General features: G+C 70.8%; 16 protein-coding genes. 10 read left to right on the forward strand and 6 right to left on the reverse strand.

The genetic code is table 11. The annotated features are described in order from the left end of the window. The first annotated feature begins 14 nt into the window (after positions 1 to 14). From ACY0MR_RS17205 to pstB, 7 genes are all read left to right on the forward strand, one after another. A complete protein-coding gene (locus ACY0MR_RS17205) occupies positions 15 to 2384 on the forward strand; it encodes an RNA degradosome polyphosphate kinase (RefSeq protein WP_388792162.1) in 2370 nt (789 codons plus the stop codon). Next, positions 2371 to 3369, forward strand: a complete 999-nt coding sequence (locus ACY0MR_RS17210; RefSeq protein ID WP_473561473.1) for a CHAD domain-containing protein — start codon at positions 2371 to 2373, stop codon at positions 3367 to 3369. Before ACY0MR_RS17205 ends, ACY0MR_RS17210 begins: the two co-directional genes overlap by 14 nt. Then, positions 3366 to 3785: an NUDIX hydrolase gene (locus ACY0MR_RS17215; protein ID WP_388792158.1), complete on the forward strand. Its 420-nt coding sequence runs from the start codon at positions 3366 to 3368 to the stop codon at positions 3783 to 3785. The genes ACY0MR_RS17210 and ACY0MR_RS17215 overlap by 4 nt, the downstream gene beginning before the upstream one ends. 252 nt (positions 3786 to 4037) lie before the next feature. Continuing rightward, positions 4038 to 5180, forward strand: a complete 1143-nt coding sequence (pstS, locus tag ACY0MR_RS17220) for a phosphate ABC transporter substrate-binding protein PstS (RefSeq protein WP_361848514.1) — start codon at positions 4038 to 4040, stop codon at positions 5178 to 5180. A gap of 104 nt (positions 5181 to 5284) precedes the next feature. Beyond that, positions 5285 to 6259 carry a phosphate ABC transporter permease subunit PstC gene (gene pstC / locus ACY0MR_RS17225; RefSeq protein WP_388792156.1) on the forward strand — a complete coding sequence of 325 codons (975 nt, stop codon included), beginning with the start codon at positions 5285 to 5287 and terminating at the stop codon, positions 6257 to 6259. Next, complete coding sequence (pstA, locus tag ACY0MR_RS17230; RefSeq protein WP_388792154.1) at positions 6256 to 7329, forward strand: phosphate ABC transporter permease PstA; 1074 nt, start codon at positions 6256 to 6258, stop codon at positions 7327 to 7329. Before pstC ends, pstA begins: the two co-directional genes overlap by 4 nt. 28 nt (positions 7330 to 7357) lie before the next feature. After that, positions 7358 to 8134, forward strand: coding sequence for a phosphate ABC transporter ATP-binding protein PstB (pstB, locus tag ACY0MR_RS17235; protein WP_121830846.1), 777 nt, complete (start codon positions 7358 to 7360; stop codon positions 8132 to 8134). Between the two features lie 117 nt (positions 8135 to 8251). Here pstB and ACY0MR_RS17240 read toward each other — a convergent pair whose 3' ends face one another. Next, positions 8252 to 9250 (reverse strand): inorganic phosphate transporter, encoded by a 999-nt coding sequence (locus ACY0MR_RS17240; RefSeq protein ID WP_361848505.1) that lies wholly within the window; start codon positions 9248 to 9250, stop codon positions 8252 to 8254. A 6-nt stretch (positions 9251 to 9256) separates the two neighbouring features. After that, entirely contained in the window at positions 9257 to 9877 is a 621-nt protein-coding gene (locus ACY0MR_RS17245; RefSeq protein WP_015035093.1) for a DUF47 domain-containing protein, read from the reverse strand. Positions 9878 to 10069: 192 nt separating this feature from the next. On the opposite strand from ACY0MR_RS17245, the gene ACY0MR_RS17250 reads away from it, so the two are divergent. Then, on the forward strand, positions 10070 to 10423 hold the full coding sequence (locus ACY0MR_RS17250; RefSeq protein ID WP_473561477.1) for a metal-sensitive transcriptional regulator: 354 nt from the start codon (positions 10070 to 10072) through the stop codon (positions 10421 to 10423). Between the two features lie 49 nt (positions 10424 to 10472). Here ACY0MR_RS17250 and ACY0MR_RS17255 read toward each other — a convergent pair whose 3' ends face one another. After that, positions 10473 to 10658 (reverse strand): hypothetical protein, encoded by a 186-nt coding sequence (locus ACY0MR_RS17255; RefSeq protein WP_361848499.1) that lies wholly within the window; start codon positions 10656 to 10658, stop codon positions 10473 to 10475. A 117-nt stretch (positions 10659 to 10775) separates the two neighbouring features. Continuing rightward, positions 10776 to 11612, reverse strand: coding sequence for an SCO4651 family lipoprotein (locus tag ACY0MR_RS17260; RefSeq protein ID WP_473561479.1), 837 nt, complete (start codon positions 11610 to 11612; stop codon positions 10776 to 10778). Between the two features lie 132 nt (positions 11613 to 11744). On the opposite strand from ACY0MR_RS17260, the gene ACY0MR_RS17265 reads away from it, so the two are divergent. Continuing rightward, complete coding sequence (locus tag ACY0MR_RS17265) at positions 11745 to 11909, forward strand: hypothetical protein (protein WP_361848493.1); 165 nt, start codon at positions 11745 to 11747, stop codon at positions 11907 to 11909. A gap of 19 nt (positions 11910 to 11928) precedes the next feature. Here ACY0MR_RS17265 and ACY0MR_RS17270 read toward each other — a convergent pair whose 3' ends face one another. Together ACY0MR_RS17270 and ACY0MR_RS17275 are read right to left on the reverse strand one after the other, a co-directional pair. After that, the gene (locus tag ACY0MR_RS17270) at positions 11929 to 12651 is read right to left on the reverse strand and encodes a phosphatase PAP2 family protein (RefSeq protein ID WP_361848490.1); all 723 of its coding nucleotides are present in this window, start codon (positions 12649 to 12651) and stop codon (positions 11929 to 11931) included. A 301-nt stretch (positions 12652 to 12952) separates the two neighbouring features. Further along, positions 12953 to 13981 carry a C40 family peptidase gene (locus ACY0MR_RS17275; protein WP_473561820.1) on the reverse strand — a complete coding sequence of 343 codons (1029 nt, stop codon included), beginning with the start codon at positions 13979 to 13981 and terminating at the stop codon, positions 12953 to 12955. Positions 13982 to 14305: 324 nt separating this feature from the next. Here ACY0MR_RS17275 and ACY0MR_RS17280 point away from each other — a divergent pair, with 324 nt between their 5' ends. Next, on the forward strand, positions 14306 to 14614 hold the full coding sequence (locus tag ACY0MR_RS17280) for a hypothetical protein (protein WP_017242359.1): 309 nt from the start codon (positions 14306 to 14308) through the stop codon (positions 14612 to 14614). Positions 14615 to 14725 lie beyond the last annotated feature (111 nt).

Consider the following 14725-nt stretch of genomic DNA (forward strand, 5'->3'; position numbering starts at 1 on the left):
GCGACGCTCACGCAATGAAGCGCTCCGTGACCCCGCCCGGCCGGGCGGCCCTTCCCAAAGGGAGACTTCCCTCCCCCACGGCCCGCTCCGACGCGCCCGACCGCCCCTTCGCGCGGAAGAATGGGGCCATGAGCCAGCAGCCCGCCGAGGTCCCGGTCCAGTCCTCCGCCCAGCAGTCCGCCCCGACGCCCGCCGCGCAGTCCGCCGACTCCATAGCCCCGCGCCGCGCGCAGGTGATCAAGGGAGCCGTCGTGACCGACATCGACGCGGACCTCGACGCCGACCCGGACACCTACGAGGACGACGGCCCCCTCGGCGACGAGCTGCCGCAGGGACGCTTCCTCGACCGCGAACGCAGCTGGCTCGCCTTCAACGAGCGGGTCCTCGAACTGGCCGAGGACCCCACCACACCCCTCCTCGAACGGGCCAACTTCCTCGCGATCTTCGCCTCCAACCTCGACGAGTTCTTCATGGTCCGGGTCGCCGGCCTCAAGCGCCGCATCGCCACCGGCGTCGCCACCCGCTCCGCCTCCGGCCTCCAGCCCCGCGAGGTCCTGGACCTGATCTGGACGCGCTCGCGCGAACTCATGGCCCGGCACGCCGCCTGCTTCCAGCAGGACGTCGCCCCGGCCCTCGCCGACGAGGGCATCCACCTCATCCGCTGGCCCGAGCTCACCGAGAAGGAGCAGGCCCGGCTCTTCACCCTGTTCCGGCAGCAGATCTTCCCCGTCCTCACCCCGCTGGCCGTGGACCCCGCGCACCCCTTCCCCTACATCTCGGGGCTCTCGCTCAACCTCGCCGTGGTCGTACGCAACCCGGTCAGCGGCCACCGCCACTTCGCACGCGTCAAGGTCCCGCCCCTGCTCTCCCGCTTCCTGGAGGCCTCCCCCCAGCGCTACGTCCCCCTCGAGGACGTCATCGCCGCCCACCTGGAGGAGCTCTTCCCCGGCATGGAGGTGCTCGCGCACCACATGTTCCGGGTCACCAGGAACGAGGACCTGGAGGTCGAGGAGGACGACGCCGAGAACCTGCTCCAGGCCCTGGAGAAGGAACTCATGCGCCGCCGCTTCGGCCCGCCGGTCCGCCTGGAGGTCGAGGAGTCCATCGACCCCTACGTCCTCGACCTGCTGGTCCGCGAACTGAAGGTCTCCGACGCCGAGGTCTACCCGCTGCCCGGCCCCCTCGACCTCACCGGCCTCTTCGGCATCGCCGGCCAGGACCGCCCCGAGCTCAAGTTCCCCAAGTTCGTCGCCGGCACCCACCGCGACCTCGCCGAGGTCGAGTCCGCGTCCGCGCCGGACATCTTCGCCGCCCTCCGCGAACGGGACGTCCTCCTCCACCACCCGTACGACTCCTTCTCCACCTCCGTACAGGCCTTCCTGGAGCAGGCGGCCGCCGACCCCGACGTCCTCGCGATCAAGCAGACGCTCTACCGGACCTCCGGCGACTCCCCGATAGTGGACGCCCTCATCGACGCCGCCGAGTCCGGCAAGCAGGTCCTCGTCCTCGTCGAGATCAAGGCCCGCTTCGACGAACAGGCCAACATCAAGTGGGCCCGCAAGCTGGAAGAGGCCGGCTGCCACGTCGTCTACGGCCTCGTCGGCCTCAAGACCCACTGCAAGCTGTCGCTCGTCGTACGCCAGGAGGGCGAGCTGCTGCGCCGCTACTCCCACGTCGGCACCGGCAACTACCACCCGAAGACCGCCCGCCTCTACGAGGACCTCGGCCTGCTGACCGCCGACCCCCAGGTCGGCGCGGACCTCTCCGACCTCTTCAACCGGCTCTCCGGCTACTCCCGCCGCGAGACCTACCGGCGCCTCCTCACCGCCCCGAAGTCCCTGCGCGACGGACTCGTCTCCCGCATCACCAAGGAGATCGCCCACCACCGCGCCGGCCGGCCCGCGTACGTCCGGATCAAGGTCAACTCGATGGTCGACGAGGCCGTCATCGACGCCTGCTACCAGGCCTCGCGGGCCGGCGTCCCGGTCGACATCTGGGTCCGCGGCATCTGCGCCGTCCGCCCCGGCGTCACCGGCCTCTCGGAGAACATCCGGGTCCGCTCGGTCCTCGGCCGCTTCCTGGAGCACTCCCGGATCTTCGCCTTCGGCAACGGCGGCGAACCCGAGGTGTGGTTCGGCAGCGCCGACATGATGCACCGCAACCTGGACCGCCGGATCGAGGCCCTCGTACGGGTCTCCGACCCGGCGCACCGGGCAGCACTCACCCGGCTCCTGGAGACCGGGATGTCCGACACCACCTCCTCCTGGCACCTCGGCCCCGACGGGAACTGGACGCGGCACGCGACCGACCCCGACGGCCGACCGCTCCGGCACGTCCAGGAGATGCTCATCGACGCGCGGAGGCGCCGGCGTGCACAACCCTGACCAGTCGCAGGACATCTCGGCGGGCGAGGTCCTGGCCCCCTACCTGCACGCCCGGGCCGCGGACTTCCTGCGCGGCCTCCGGCTCCACGGCGAGAGCGGCTCCGACACGGCCGGAGCGGAGGAGGCGGCCCGCACGCTCCGCGGCGCCGCCCGCCGCATCAGCGGCACGCTCCACACCTTCCGGCCCCTCCTCGACGCGGCCTGGGCCGACCAGCTGCGCACCGAGCTCGCCTGGCTCTCCGGGACCCTCGCCCTCGAACACGCCTGCACCTCGCGGCTCGTCCGACTCGTGGACGCCCTGTCCCGCCTGTCGAACGGCACCGGCGGGACGAACGGCGGACCCGTCCCCGCCGCCCGCGGCAGCGAGACCACCGGCCTCACCGTCGGCGCCGCCCGCGCCGGCGCCCTCCTGGAACGCCAGCTCACCCTCGCCCGGACCCGCGCCCACTCGGCCTCCCTCCAGGCACTGGGCTCGGCCCGCTTCCACGCCGTCGCCGACGCCGTCGCCCTCCTCGCCTCCGAGGTCCCGCTCGGCCCCGTGGGCACCGCCCCCGCCGCCGAGGTCCTGGACGCCCCCGCCGCCGTCGCCGAACGCCGCCTCCTGGACGCCGTCGCCGCCCTCCCGCTGACCCGGGCCGCCCACCCGTACAACGCCGACGCCCTGGCCCTCGCCGCCGGAGAGACCCAGGACGCCCCCTGGCACCAGACCCGGCTCCTCCTCCGGCTGCACCGCTACGCCACCGAGGCCCTCCACACCGCCGGCGAACCCGACCCCGTCCTCTTCGAGGCCGCCCGCGCCCTGGACCGCCACCGCGACGCCGCGGAAGCCGCCGCGGCCGCCGCCACCGCGGCCCGCACCCCCCGCATCGCCCCGGCGACGGCCTACGCCCTCGGCGTCCTCCACGCCGACCAGCGCCACGAAGTCGAAGCCTCCCGCTTCGCCTTCCAGCACGCCTGGCACAGAACGACGGCACCGGTGTCATGACCGGGGAGCGCCGGGACACGGTCCGAGCCGCCGGCTGCGTCCTCTGGCGCCCGGCGCTTTCCGGCCATGGCATCGAGGTCGCGCTCGTCCATCGGCCGAAGTACGACGACTGGTCCCATCCGAAGGGGAAGCGGAAGCGGGACGAGTCGGCGGAGGCCTGCGCGCTGCGCGAGGTCCTGGAGGAGACGGGCCAGACCTGCTCCCTCGGCCCGCGCCTGCCGACGGTCCGCTACGCGGTGGACGGGCGCCCGAAAGAGGTCGACTACTGGGCGGCCCGCGCCCTCGGCGGCACGTTCACCCCGAACCGCGAGGTCGACCGGCTCGTCTGGCTCCCGCCCGCGGCGGCCCACCGGCGCCTCACCCAGGCGCGGGACCGCGACCTCCTGAACGCCCTCACGGCGACGACGGCGGGCTAGCCGCCCCGCGTACGCCCTCACACCCGGGCCACGCGCCCGCGTGCACCCACGCCCCGGCCCCCGCACCCGGCCTTCCGGCACGGTTCACTTTCCGTTCACTCTGTCCCGTCGACCGCTTCACCTGTTCTGCCTAATTTCGGCCTTACACGGTGCACAGAGCACAGCAACGCACCGCCCACCGACACACGCCGCCGTAGAACGATCGGGACACACGGTCCGCGACAGGGCGGCTTCTGGAAGGAACACCCGAAAGTGAAGCTTTCGCGCAAGAACGGGCTTCGCGCCTCCGCGATCGGTGCCCTCGTCGTCTCCGGTGCGCTCGTCCTCTCGGCGTGTGGCTCGGACAACAACACGGAGACTCCGGCCAAGGAAGGCGGCACGAAGGCCTCCGCCGCCGCCTCGAACATCGCCTGCGAGGGCGCCAAGGGCCAGCTCCTCGCCGCCGGCTCCAGCGCGCAGAAGAACGCGATGGACCTCTGGGTCAAGAACTTCCAGGCCGCGTGCTCCGGCGTCGAGATCAACTACCAGGCCATCGGCTCCGGCGGCGGCATCACCAAGTTCAACCAGGGCCAGGTCGCCTTCGCGGGCTCCGACTCCGCCCTGAAGGACGAGGAGGTCGCCGAGTCGGCGAAGATCTGCAAGACCGGCAAGGGCGTCAACCTGCCCATGGTCGGCGGCCCCATCGCCATCGGCTACAAGCTGGAGGGCGTGGACAACCTGGTCCTCGACGCCTCCACCATCGCCAAGATCTTCGACAACAAGATCACCAAGTGGAACGACCCGGCGATCGCCAAGCTGAACCCGGGCGCCAAGCTTCCCGACAGCACCATCCAGGCCTTCCACCGCTCGGACGAGTCGGGCACCACCCAGAACCTGGGCAAGTACCTCTCCACCGCGGCCGCCGCCGACTGGAAGCACGACCCGAAGTCGAAGTCGTGGCCCGCCCAGGGCGGCCAGGCCGCCAACGGCTCCTCCGGCGTCGCCACCGCGGTGAAGGACGCCGAGGGCTCCATCGGCTACTTCGAGCTCTCGTACGCCACCGCGAACAACATCTCCACCGTCAGCATCAACACCGGTGCCGCCGCCCCCGTCGCCGCCTCCTCGGAGAACGCCTCGAAGGCCATCGCCGCCGCCAAGGTCAAGGGCACCGGCAGCGACGTCGCCCTCTCCCTCGACTACGCGACCAAGGCCGAGGGCGCCTACCCGATCGTCCTCGTCACCTACGAGATCGCCTGCGACAAGGGCAACAAGGCGGAGACCCTGCCGACCCTGAAGGCCTTCCTCAACTACACCGTGAGCGAGGAGGGCCAGAAGGTCCTCGCCGACGCCGGCTACGCCCCGCTCCCGGCCGAGATCGCCGCGAAGGTCCGCGCGATCGTCCCCACCCTGTCCTGACCCGCGGCCGGGTCCGGCCCCCCACCGGGGACCGGACCCGGCATCCGGTGCACCGCCGCCAGGAGCCCGACCGTCCGCAAGGGCCCCGCAGACCGGAGAAGCAGATGGCTACCACCACACCAGACATAAAGAGGAGCCGGAGCGCCAAGAGCGCGTCCCGCCCCGGAGACCGCGTCTTCAGCGGTCTGTCCCGCGGCTCCGGCATCACCCTCCTCGTGATCATGGCCGCGATCGCCGGCTTCCTCACCTACCGCGCCGTCCTCGCGATCTCGAAGGACAGCACGAACTTCTTCACCACCTTCGAGTGGAACCCGGCCGGCAGCCCCCCGGTCTTCGGCATCGCCGTCCTCGCCTTCGGCACGGTCGTCTCGTCGATCATCGCCATGGCCATCGCCGTGCCGGTCGCGATCGGGATCGCCCTCTTCATCTCGCACTACGCCCCGCGCAAGCTGGCCAAGCCGCTCGCGTACGTGGTCGACCTGCTCGCCGCCGTGCCCAGCATCATCTACGGCCTCTGGGGCGCGATCTTCCTCGTCCCGTACCTCGACGGCCTCAACAAGTGGCTGAACGAGTACTTCGGCTGGACGTACATCTTCGACAAGGCCAACGACGGCCCGGCCCGCAACCTCTTCACCGTGGGCATCCTGCTGGCGATCATGATCCTGCCGATCATCACCAACGTCACCCGCGAGGTCTTCCTCCAGGCCCCGAAGATGCACGAGGAGGCCGCCCTCGCCCTCGGCGCCACGCGCTGGGAGGTCATCCGCATGTCGGTGCTGCCCTTCGGCCGCTCCGGCATCATCTCCGCCTCCATGCTGGGCCTCGGCCGCGCACTCGGCGAGACCATGGCCGTCGCCGTGGTCCTCTCCCCCAGCTTCCTCATCTCGGGCCACCTGCTCGACCCCGGCGGCGGCACGTTCGCGCAGAACATCGCCGCCAAGTTCAACGAGGCCAACGAGTTCGGCCGGGACGCCCTGATCGCGTCCGGTCTCGTCCTCTTCGCCATCACCCTGCTGGTCAACGGCGCCGCCCGCTGGATCATCGGCCGCCGCAAGGAGTACTCGGGGGCCGCGGCATGAGCCACGCCATACAGGACCGTCCGGTCACGACGGTCAAGCGCACGGGCACGCTCTCCAGCGCCCGCCTCCCCCGCTGGACCCCGGCCGCCGTCGCCGCCGGCTCCATCGCGGCGGGCGCCGGCATCGGCGTCGCCGCCGGCTGGCACAGCAAGGTCCAGTGGGGCATGATCGCCGCGCTGCTCTTCGTCCTCACCACGTACGCGCTGACCACCAAGGTCGAGGGCAGCCGCCAGGCCAAGGACCGCGTCGCCACCAGCCTCGTCTGGGTCTGCTTCGTCCTCGCCGTCGTCCCGCTGCTCTCCCTCGCCTGGGTCACGATCAGCAAGGGCATGGACGTCCTCGACGGGTACTTCCTGACCCACTCGATGAACGGCGTCCTCGACGCCGAGGCCGGCGGCGGCGTCTACCACGCGCTGCTCGGCACCATCGAGCAGGTCGCCATCGCGACCGTGATCGCCGCCCCGATCGGCCTCCTCACCGCCGTCTACCTCGTCGAGTACGGCGGCGGGAAGCTCGCCCAGGCCGTCACCTTCTTCGTCGACGTCATGACGGGCATCCCGTCGATCGTCGCCGGCCTGTTCATCCTCGCCACCTGGAACCTGATGCTGGGCTTCGGCCCCTCCGGTTTCGCCGGCGCGATGGCCCTCGCCATCCTGATGATGCCGGTCGTGGTCCGCTCCACCGAGGAGATGCTCAAGCTCGTCCCGAACGAGCTCCGCGAGGCCTCCCTCGCCCTCGGCATCCCCAAGTGGCGCACCATCCTGAAGGTGGTCCTGCCCACCGCGATCGGCGGCATCACCACGGGCGTCATGCTCGCGGTCGCCCGCATCACCGGTGAGACGGCCCCGGTCCTGCTCCTCGTGTTCGGTACGAAGCTCATCAACCCGAACCCCTTCGAAGGCGCCCAGTCCTCCCTGCCGCTCTACGTGTACGAGCAGTACGCGGTCGGCACCGACGCGGCCGTGTCCCGCGCCTGGGCCGCAGCGCTCGTCCTGATCGCCTTCGTCATGATCCTCAACCTGGTGGCCCGCGGCATCGCCCGCTGGAAGGCCCCCAAGACCGGCCGCTGACCGCGGTCACCTCTGGAAGTGAATTGATATGGCCAAGCGAATCGACGTCAGCGGCCTCTCCGCGTACTACGGCGCCCACAAGGCGATCGACGACATCTCGATGACCGTCGAGCCCCGCTCCGTGACGGCCTTCATCGGCCCCTCCGGCTGCGGCAAGTCCACCTTCCTGCGCACCCTCAACCGGATGCACGAGGTCACCCCCGGCGGCCGCGTCGAGGGCAAGGTGATGCTGGACGACGAGAACCTGTACGGCACGAACGTCGACCCGGTCGCCGTGCGCCGTACGGTCGGCATGGTCTTCCAGCGCCCGAACCCCTTCCCCACCATGTCGATCTTCGACAACGTGGCGGCGGGCCTGCGGCTGAACGGCAAGTACAAGAAGTCGCAGCTCAACGACATCGTCGAGAAGTCCCTCAAGGGCGCCAACCTCTGGAACGAGGTCAAGGACCGCCTGAACAAGCCGGGCTCCGGCCTCTCCGGCGGCCAGCAGCAGCGCCTGTGCATCGCCCGCGCCATCGCGGTCGAGCCCGACGTCCTGCTGATGGACGAGCCCTGCTCGGCCCTCGACCCGATCTCGACGCTGGCGATCGAGGACCTCATCGGCGAGCTGAAGGAGCGCTTCACGATCGTCATCGTGACGCACAACATGCAGCAGGCGGCCCGCGTCTCGGACCGTACGGCCTTCTTCAACCTGGCGGCCGTCGGCCAGCCCGGCAAGCTGATCGAGCTGGACGACACCGAGCGCATCTTCTCCAACCCGAGCGTCCAGGCGACCGAGGACTACATCTCCGGCCGCTTCGGATAGAGACTCGTCTACGGTGCTGCATGGCGGTGCCACCGTTAGACGAAGGGCCCGGCTCCCCCCAGGGGAGCCGGGCCCGATCACGTGGTCCGCGCGGCGAACGGCCGGCGGAGCTCCTCGTCAGCCGAAGAGGAGCTGCACCACGTAGAAGCTTCCGGCCGCGACCACGGCCGCCGCCGGCATGGTGATGAACCAGCCGAGGATGATGTTCTTGGCGACGCCCCAGCGCACGGCGTTGACCCGCTTGGTCGCACCCACGCCCATGATCGCGGAGGTGATGACGTGGGTCGTCGAGATCGGCGCGTGGAAGAGGAACGCGGAGCCGAACATGATCGACGCGCCGGTGGTCTCCGCCGCGAAGCCCTGCGGCGGGTCCAGCTCGATGATCTTCCGGCCGAGCGTCCGCATGATGCGCCAGCCGCCCGCGTACGTGCCGAGCGAGAGCATCACGGCACAGGCGATCTTCACCCACACCGGGATGTCGTCGCCGGCCTGCTGCACGTCGGCGATGACCAGGGCCATCACCACGATGCCCATCGTCTTCTGCGCGTCCTGCAGACCGTGGCCCAGCGCCATGCCGGCCGCGGACACCGTCTGCGCGATGCGGAAGCCGCGCTTGGCCTTGTGCGGGTTGGCCTTGCGGAAGATCCAGAGGATCGCGCACATCACCAGGTAACCGGCCACCAGGCCGACCACCGGCGAGATGAACATGGGGATGACGACCTTGTCGAGGACGCCGCCCCAGATGACCTCCGTACCGCCGGCCAGCGCCGCTCCCACCATGCCGCCGAACAGCGCGTGCGAGGAGGAGGACGGCAGACCGAAGTACCAGGTCACCAGGTTCCAGATGATCGCGCCGACCAGCGCGGCGAAGAGGATGCCCATCCCCTTGTCGCCGTGCGGCGTCTCGATCAGGCCCTCGCTGACCGTCTTGGCGACCCCGCTGCCCATGAAGGCGCCGGCGAGGTTCATGACGGCGGCCATGGCCAGGGCCGCCCGCGGGGTCAGCGCACGCGTCGACACCGAGGTGGCGATCGCGTTGGCCGAGTCGTGGAAGCCGTTGGTATAGGTGAAGCCGAGCGCGACACCGATGGTCACGATCAGAGCAAAGGTGTCCACGAAGCCTCAGGACTCCTTGACCGCGATGGTCTCCACCGTGTTGGCCACGTGCTCGAACGCGTCGGCCGCCTCTTCCAGCACGTCGACGATCTGCTTGAGCTTCAGCACCTCGATGGCGTCGTACTTGCCGTTGAAGAGCGTCGCGAGCAGCTTGCGGTGGATCTGGTCGGCCTGGTTCTCCAGACGGTTGACCTCGATCCAGTACTCGGTGAGGTTGGCCATCGTCCGCAGGTTCGGCATCGCCTCGGCGGTCAGCTCCGCCGCCCGCGCCAGCACCTCGATCTGCTGCTCGACGCCCTTGGGGAGCTCCTCGACGTTGTAGAGGACGACCAGGTCGACGGCCTCCTCCATGAAGTCCATGATGTCGTCGAGGGAGGACGCGAGGTTGTAGATGTCCTCGCGGTCGAACGGCGTGATGAACGAGGAGTTCAGCTGGTGGAAGATGGCATGGGTCGCGTCGTCGCCGGCGTGCTCCGCTGCCCGCATCCGCTCCGCGATCTCGGCCCGGGCGGAAGGCTCCGCTCCGAGCAGTTCCATCAGGAGCTTCGAGCCCGTGACGATGTTGTCCGCGGACGCGGCGAACATGTCGTAGAAGCTCGTCTCCCTGGGGGTCAGACGAAATCGCACGTGAGGTCCTCGGGGTGCTGGGTTTCGGTCAGGCTGATGCTAGGCGCATCATCCGGCCACGGCTAACCGGCGTCTCTCAGTGTCGCCCATCAGGCACAGTGAACTGCACGGGCCCCCGCCCGGACCGGCGGGGATCGGTACCATATACCCACGAGGGGTATACACCCCCTTAATGGACAACGGGAGGACGCCATGACGACCACCGAGGCGGACCAGGTCACCCCCGAGCCCGTCGAGGCCGTCGCGGCCGACCACGAGCACGGTGTGCACGGCTACCACAAGCAGAAGGACGAGCACCTCAAGCGGCTCCGCCGGATCGAGGGCCAGATCCGCGGCCTCCAGCGGATGGTCGACGAGGACGTCTACTGCATCGACATACTCACGCAGGTCTCCGCCTCGACGAAGGCGCTCCAGTCGTTCGCCCTCCAGCTCCTGGAGGAGCACCTGCGGCACTGCGTCGCGGACGCGGCGACCAGGGGCGGCGAGGGCATCGACGCCAAGGTCGAGGAGGCCACCAAGGCCATCGCCCGCATGATGCGCACCTGAGGCCTCCGCCGCGCTCCCCGGGCGCGCGGCGGCGAGCCGGGCCGTTCCGTCAGAGGTCCTCCACGGCCCGCCCCACCGCCACCCTCAGCACCTCGTCGATCCGGTCCGCGCTGAGCCGCTCCCCGTCCGCGGCCGACGCGGCGATGATCAGCTCGCCGCAGAGCTCGATCTCGGCGAGGGCGACGCAGTCCGGATCTGCGGTCACGGTTGCTGTACCGGGCGGGGCCACGCGCATCCACCTCTTCCTGCCGGCGTCGGTCTCCCAGCGGTCTCCCAGCGTAGGGACGGGGACACGGACCGCGCATGACACGTCCGGACCATTTGCCGATGGCCCCGTCGGCGGCGGTCCAGGTCAGGCCTTGATCTTCCCGGCGTAGATGTCCCGGCGGTCCGGCAGCGTCACCGTGACGGGGATCCCGAAGCCGTACAGCAGCGTCGTCGACGCGACCGCGACCGTACGGCCCTGGTTGCTGAAGCTGAACTGGTGGCGGACCTTCCGCAGCCGCCCCTCGCCGTCGAGGTACGCGTCGAAGGGCACGGTGTCCGTGGTGAACCCTTTCGCCGCCGCGGCCAGCGCGCCCCGGAGCTGCGGCACGGCGACCCGGGCGGCGTGCGCGATGTCCGCCACGCCCCGGTAGTGGCCGACCTTCACCCCGGCCAGCTCGGTCTCCCCGAGGTACACGACCTGCCGGGCCCCGCGGAGGAGCTCGGCCGCGGCGGCCGGGTCGGTGGCCCCTCCCGTGACGAGGTTCCCGTCGTCGAGGGCGGTGGTGTCCACCCGCACCCACTTGTCGGCGGGCACCCCGGCGCCCCGGTTCTTCATGTAGAGGGCGCCGGGGGTGAGCAGCTCGGTGATCGGCCGGTGCTCGCTGGTCCCGGCGGCGTCCTTCGGCAGTACCACCTGGAGCCGGCCGGTGCGGCGCCGGAAGTCGTAGCCTCCCTCGCCGCGGATGGTGACCCTGGTCCCTCCGGCGGCCATCTCCATGGAGGTGCTCGCCTTGGAGGTGCCGGCCCTGGCCAGCGCGTCGGGGGCGTTCCGTACGGCGAGGGCGGGGTCGACCGCGGGCCCCTGCTCCTCGGGGGCGGCGCACCCCGTGGCCCCGACGAGCGAGCCGACCAGGACGGCGGTGACGGCCAGCGTCCCGCTCCCGAGGGCGCCCGGGCGCCCGTACCTCAGCTGCACCACCATCGCCTGCAAACCCCCAACGCCTCACCGCTGTTCGCCCGGGACACGCCCTTCCCCGGACCCTGCGGGCCCCGGGGACACCCGCACCTCATAACGACGGTCGGGGCGAGCCGTCACGCGCAGTACGGTGGTGAGGTGCACGCGCAGTCCTCTCCCCACACCACGACGACGTCGGAGCGCGGCTCGTTCGCGCTGGCCCGCTGCAGCTGCGGCTGGACGGGCCCGGCCCGGAGGTCCCGCGACCGGGCCCGCACGGACGCGGCGGACCATCTGCGGACGGCGGCGGAACCGGACGCGTAGCGCCGCTCTCCGGCCCGGCTCAGGCCGCGAGGTCGTTGTGCCCGGGACCCTGGGCGGGCCCGCCGATGCGGGGCTCGGGGATGTCGACGGCCTCGGGGTGACGCGCCGGCTCGGCCCGGCGGGAGCGGACCAGGCCCGCGCAGCGGCGGGAGCGGGCGACGGCGGAGACCACCGGGGTGAGCAGGGCGAGGGCGAGCGGGGCCAGGAGCAGCGCCACGGCCGTCCCGAGGGCGAGGCCGCCGATCACGTCGGTGGGGTAGTGGACCCCCATGTAGACCCGCGCGAAGCCCTCGGCGAGGGCGAGGCCGATCGCGGCGAGCCCGAACCGGCGGTGGGCGACGAAGACGCCGACGCCGAGGGCCATCGCCAGGGTGGCGTGGTCGCTGACGAAGGAGAAGTCGGTCTTCCCGGCGACGAGGACCTCCAGCCCCTGGTGGTCCCGGAAGGGCCGGGGGCGCTCGACGAAGCCGCGGATGGGGATGTTCACCAGGAGGGCGATGCCGGCGGCCAGCGGGGCCCAGACGAGGCCCGCGACGGCCGAGACGGAGTCGGCGAGGGTGCCGCGGCGGCGCACGCTCCACCAGCACCACAGGACGACGAGGGCCATCGCGAGCATGATCCCGTACTCGCCGACGAACCCCATGACGCGGTCGAACCAGGGCGGTGCGGCCTTGGCCAGCCCGTTGATGTCGTAGAGCAGGCTGACATCGGGGTTCGAACCGTCCGATGCGAGTCCAGCCATCTGCTGAGGCCCCTTGCTCTCGTGTCTGTGTGTTCCAACCCCCGTGGTCAGAGCGGTCGGATCAGGAACGAACCGCCTGAGGCACACGTTCCGATCTCTCCGGTGGATCATGCCGACGTTATCGAAGAGTGACGGTTCACCGCAGCTCAGGGCCTGTGCATGACGGAGAGTTCCGGCCATGTCCGGTACGCCCGCGGGGCGCGCACCCGGCCGGCGGCCCGCCCGCCGGGGCCCGGAAGCGGGCGCCGGGCGTGCCGTCGGGCCGTCCGCGGCCGGGCGGTCGACGGTCCGTCTGCTCCGGTCAGGGCTGCGGGAGATGGGTCGGCAGCGCCGCCGCGCCCTCCGCGGTGACCCGGGTCGCGCCGAAGTAGTCAGGGGTGTCGATCCGGTCGAAACGGATGACCGCCCCGGTGCGCGGTGCGTCGATCATGTAGCCGCCGCCGACGTAGATGCCGACGTGCCGGATGGCCCGCGAGTTGGTCAGGTCGTCGGAGAAGAAGACCAGGTCCCCCGGGAGCAGCTCCTCGCGCGAGGGGTGCGGACCGGCGTTGTACTGGTCGTTGGCCACGCGCGGCAGCCGGATGCCGACGCTCTCGTACGCGGCCTGGGTGAGCCCGGAGCAGTCGAACCGGCCGTTCTGCGCGGCGGTGCCCGTGCCGCCCCAGAGGTACGGGGTGCCGAGCTTCCCCTGCGCGTAGTGGATCGCGCCGGCCGCCTGCCGGGAGGGGTCGACCCGGCCCAGGGGCCGGGCGAAGCTCTTCTCCAGGGACTTGATGATGCGCACGTAGTTCCGGGTCTCGCTGATGGGCGGCACCCCGCCGTGCTTGATCACCCGGTACGCGCCCGCGTTGTACGCGGCCAGCATGTTGCTCGCCGGGTCCCCGGGCACGTTCTTCACGTAGCCGGCGAGCTCGCAGTCGTACGAGGCGGCCGAGGGGATCGCGTCCTTGGGGTCCCAGATGTCCCGGTCGCCGTCCCCGTCGCCGTCCACCCCGTGACTGGCCCAGGTGCCGGGGATGAACTGGGCGATGCCCCGCGCGTCGGCCGAGGAGACGGCCCGCGGGTTCCAGCCGCTCTCCTGGTAGAGCTGGGCGGCGAGCAGGGCCGGGTTGATGGCGGGGCAGAGGTTGCCCCAGCGCTGCACGAGCCCCTGGTAGAGGGCCGGGACCGCGCCCTTGGCGAGCGCCACGTTCCCGTTCGCTCCGGTGCCCGCGCCGCCGGCGAGACCGGCCGCGGCCGAGAACGTGCCGACGACGAGCAGTGCGACGAAGCTCAGGCAGACCCCGAAGGCCCCACCGGCCACCAGCCACGCCTTGCCGGCCCTACGCACCGTCAACCACCCCTCGGCTCATGGCAGTACGCCCCCGGGAGGGAGTCTAGGCGGTGGGCCGCCGACACCGCCCCAAGAGTGCAACAACGACAATCATTGCTCGGAGTCACTCTCCGTGATACACAGAGTGACGATACGCTTCTTTGCATAGAAACCGGCCAGACCGCCGCAGGTCAAGACGGTCAAGTCGGTCAGATGTGCGGGGATCGGGTAAAGAGAGCCGCCAAGCCGTCACACGCGGGCGGTTTCATCAGCGAAGATAGGGCGATGACCCATGCCGTCCGGCAGGGGCGACGAACTACCCATACAGGGGCGGTGAGTTACATGTACCTGGCGGCAGAAAAAGGCGACATCACCACCATCATCGGCGGAATCGCCCCGAACTGGGGCCCCTTCGGCAGCCTGGGCGCCGAGGCCAAGATCATGATCGAGGTGGTGATGGCGGTGGCCATCCTGCTCTGCCTCGGCATCGCCATCTGGGGAGCGGCCAAGCAGCGCATCGGGGCGACCGCCCTCCGCGACACCTTCAGCGCGGAGCAGGGCAAGGGCCTGATCGTGGCCGGACTGACCGGCGTCTTCATCATCGGCTCCCTGGGGACGCTCTTCACCATCGTGTACGGGATGGCGGTCTGACGCCCCGTCGGACGGCGACCTCCTGAGAATGCGTTCCCCAGATGTCCAGCAAGACGAGCAAGACCAGCCATGTTGCAGCACCGCCCGTACTGCCCGTACCGCGAACCAGTG

The organism is Streptomyces sp. JN8 (assembly GCF_055808075.1).

Excerpts from the sequence above, each read along its gene's own strand:
- ACY0MR_RS17255 (WP_361848499.1), bottom strand. The coding sequence starts at position 10,658 with ATGCGCGTGGCCCCGCCCGGTACAGCAACCGTGACCGCAGATCCGGAC.
- ACY0MR_RS17215 (WP_388792158.1), top strand. The coding sequence starts at position 3,366 with ATGACCGGGGAGCGCCGGGACACGGTCCGAGCCGCCGGCTGCGTCCTC.
- pstA (WP_388792154.1), top strand. The coding sequence starts at position 6,256 with ATGAGCCACGCCATACAGGACCGTCCGGTCACGACGGTCAAGCGCACG.
- pstB (WP_121830846.1), top strand. The coding sequence starts at position 7,358 with ATGGCCAAGCGAATCGACGTCAGCGGCCTCTCCGCGTACTACGGCGCC.
- ACY0MR_RS17270 (WP_361848490.1), bottom strand. The coding sequence starts at position 12,651 with ATGGCTGGACTCGCATCGGACGGTTCGAACCCCGATGTCAGCCTGCTC.
- pstC (WP_388792156.1), top strand. The coding sequence starts at position 5,285 with ATGGCTACCACCACACCAGACATAAAGAGGAGCCGGAGCGCCAAGAGC.
- ACY0MR_RS17250 (WP_473561477.1), top strand. The coding sequence starts at position 10,070 with ATGACGACCACCGAGGCGGACCAGGTCACCCCCGAGCCCGTCGAGGCC.
- ACY0MR_RS17260 (WP_473561479.1), bottom strand. The coding sequence starts at position 11,612 with ATGGTGGTGCAGCTGAGGTACGGGCGCCCGGGCGCCCTCGGGAGCGGG.
- ACY0MR_RS17205 (WP_388792162.1), top strand. The coding sequence starts at position 15 with ATGAAGCGCTCCGTGACCCCGCCCGGCCGGGCGGCCCTTCCCAAAGGG.
- ACY0MR_RS17280 (WP_017242359.1), top strand. The coding sequence starts at position 14,306 with ATGTACCTGGCGGCAGAAAAAGGCGACATCACCACCATCATCGGCGGA.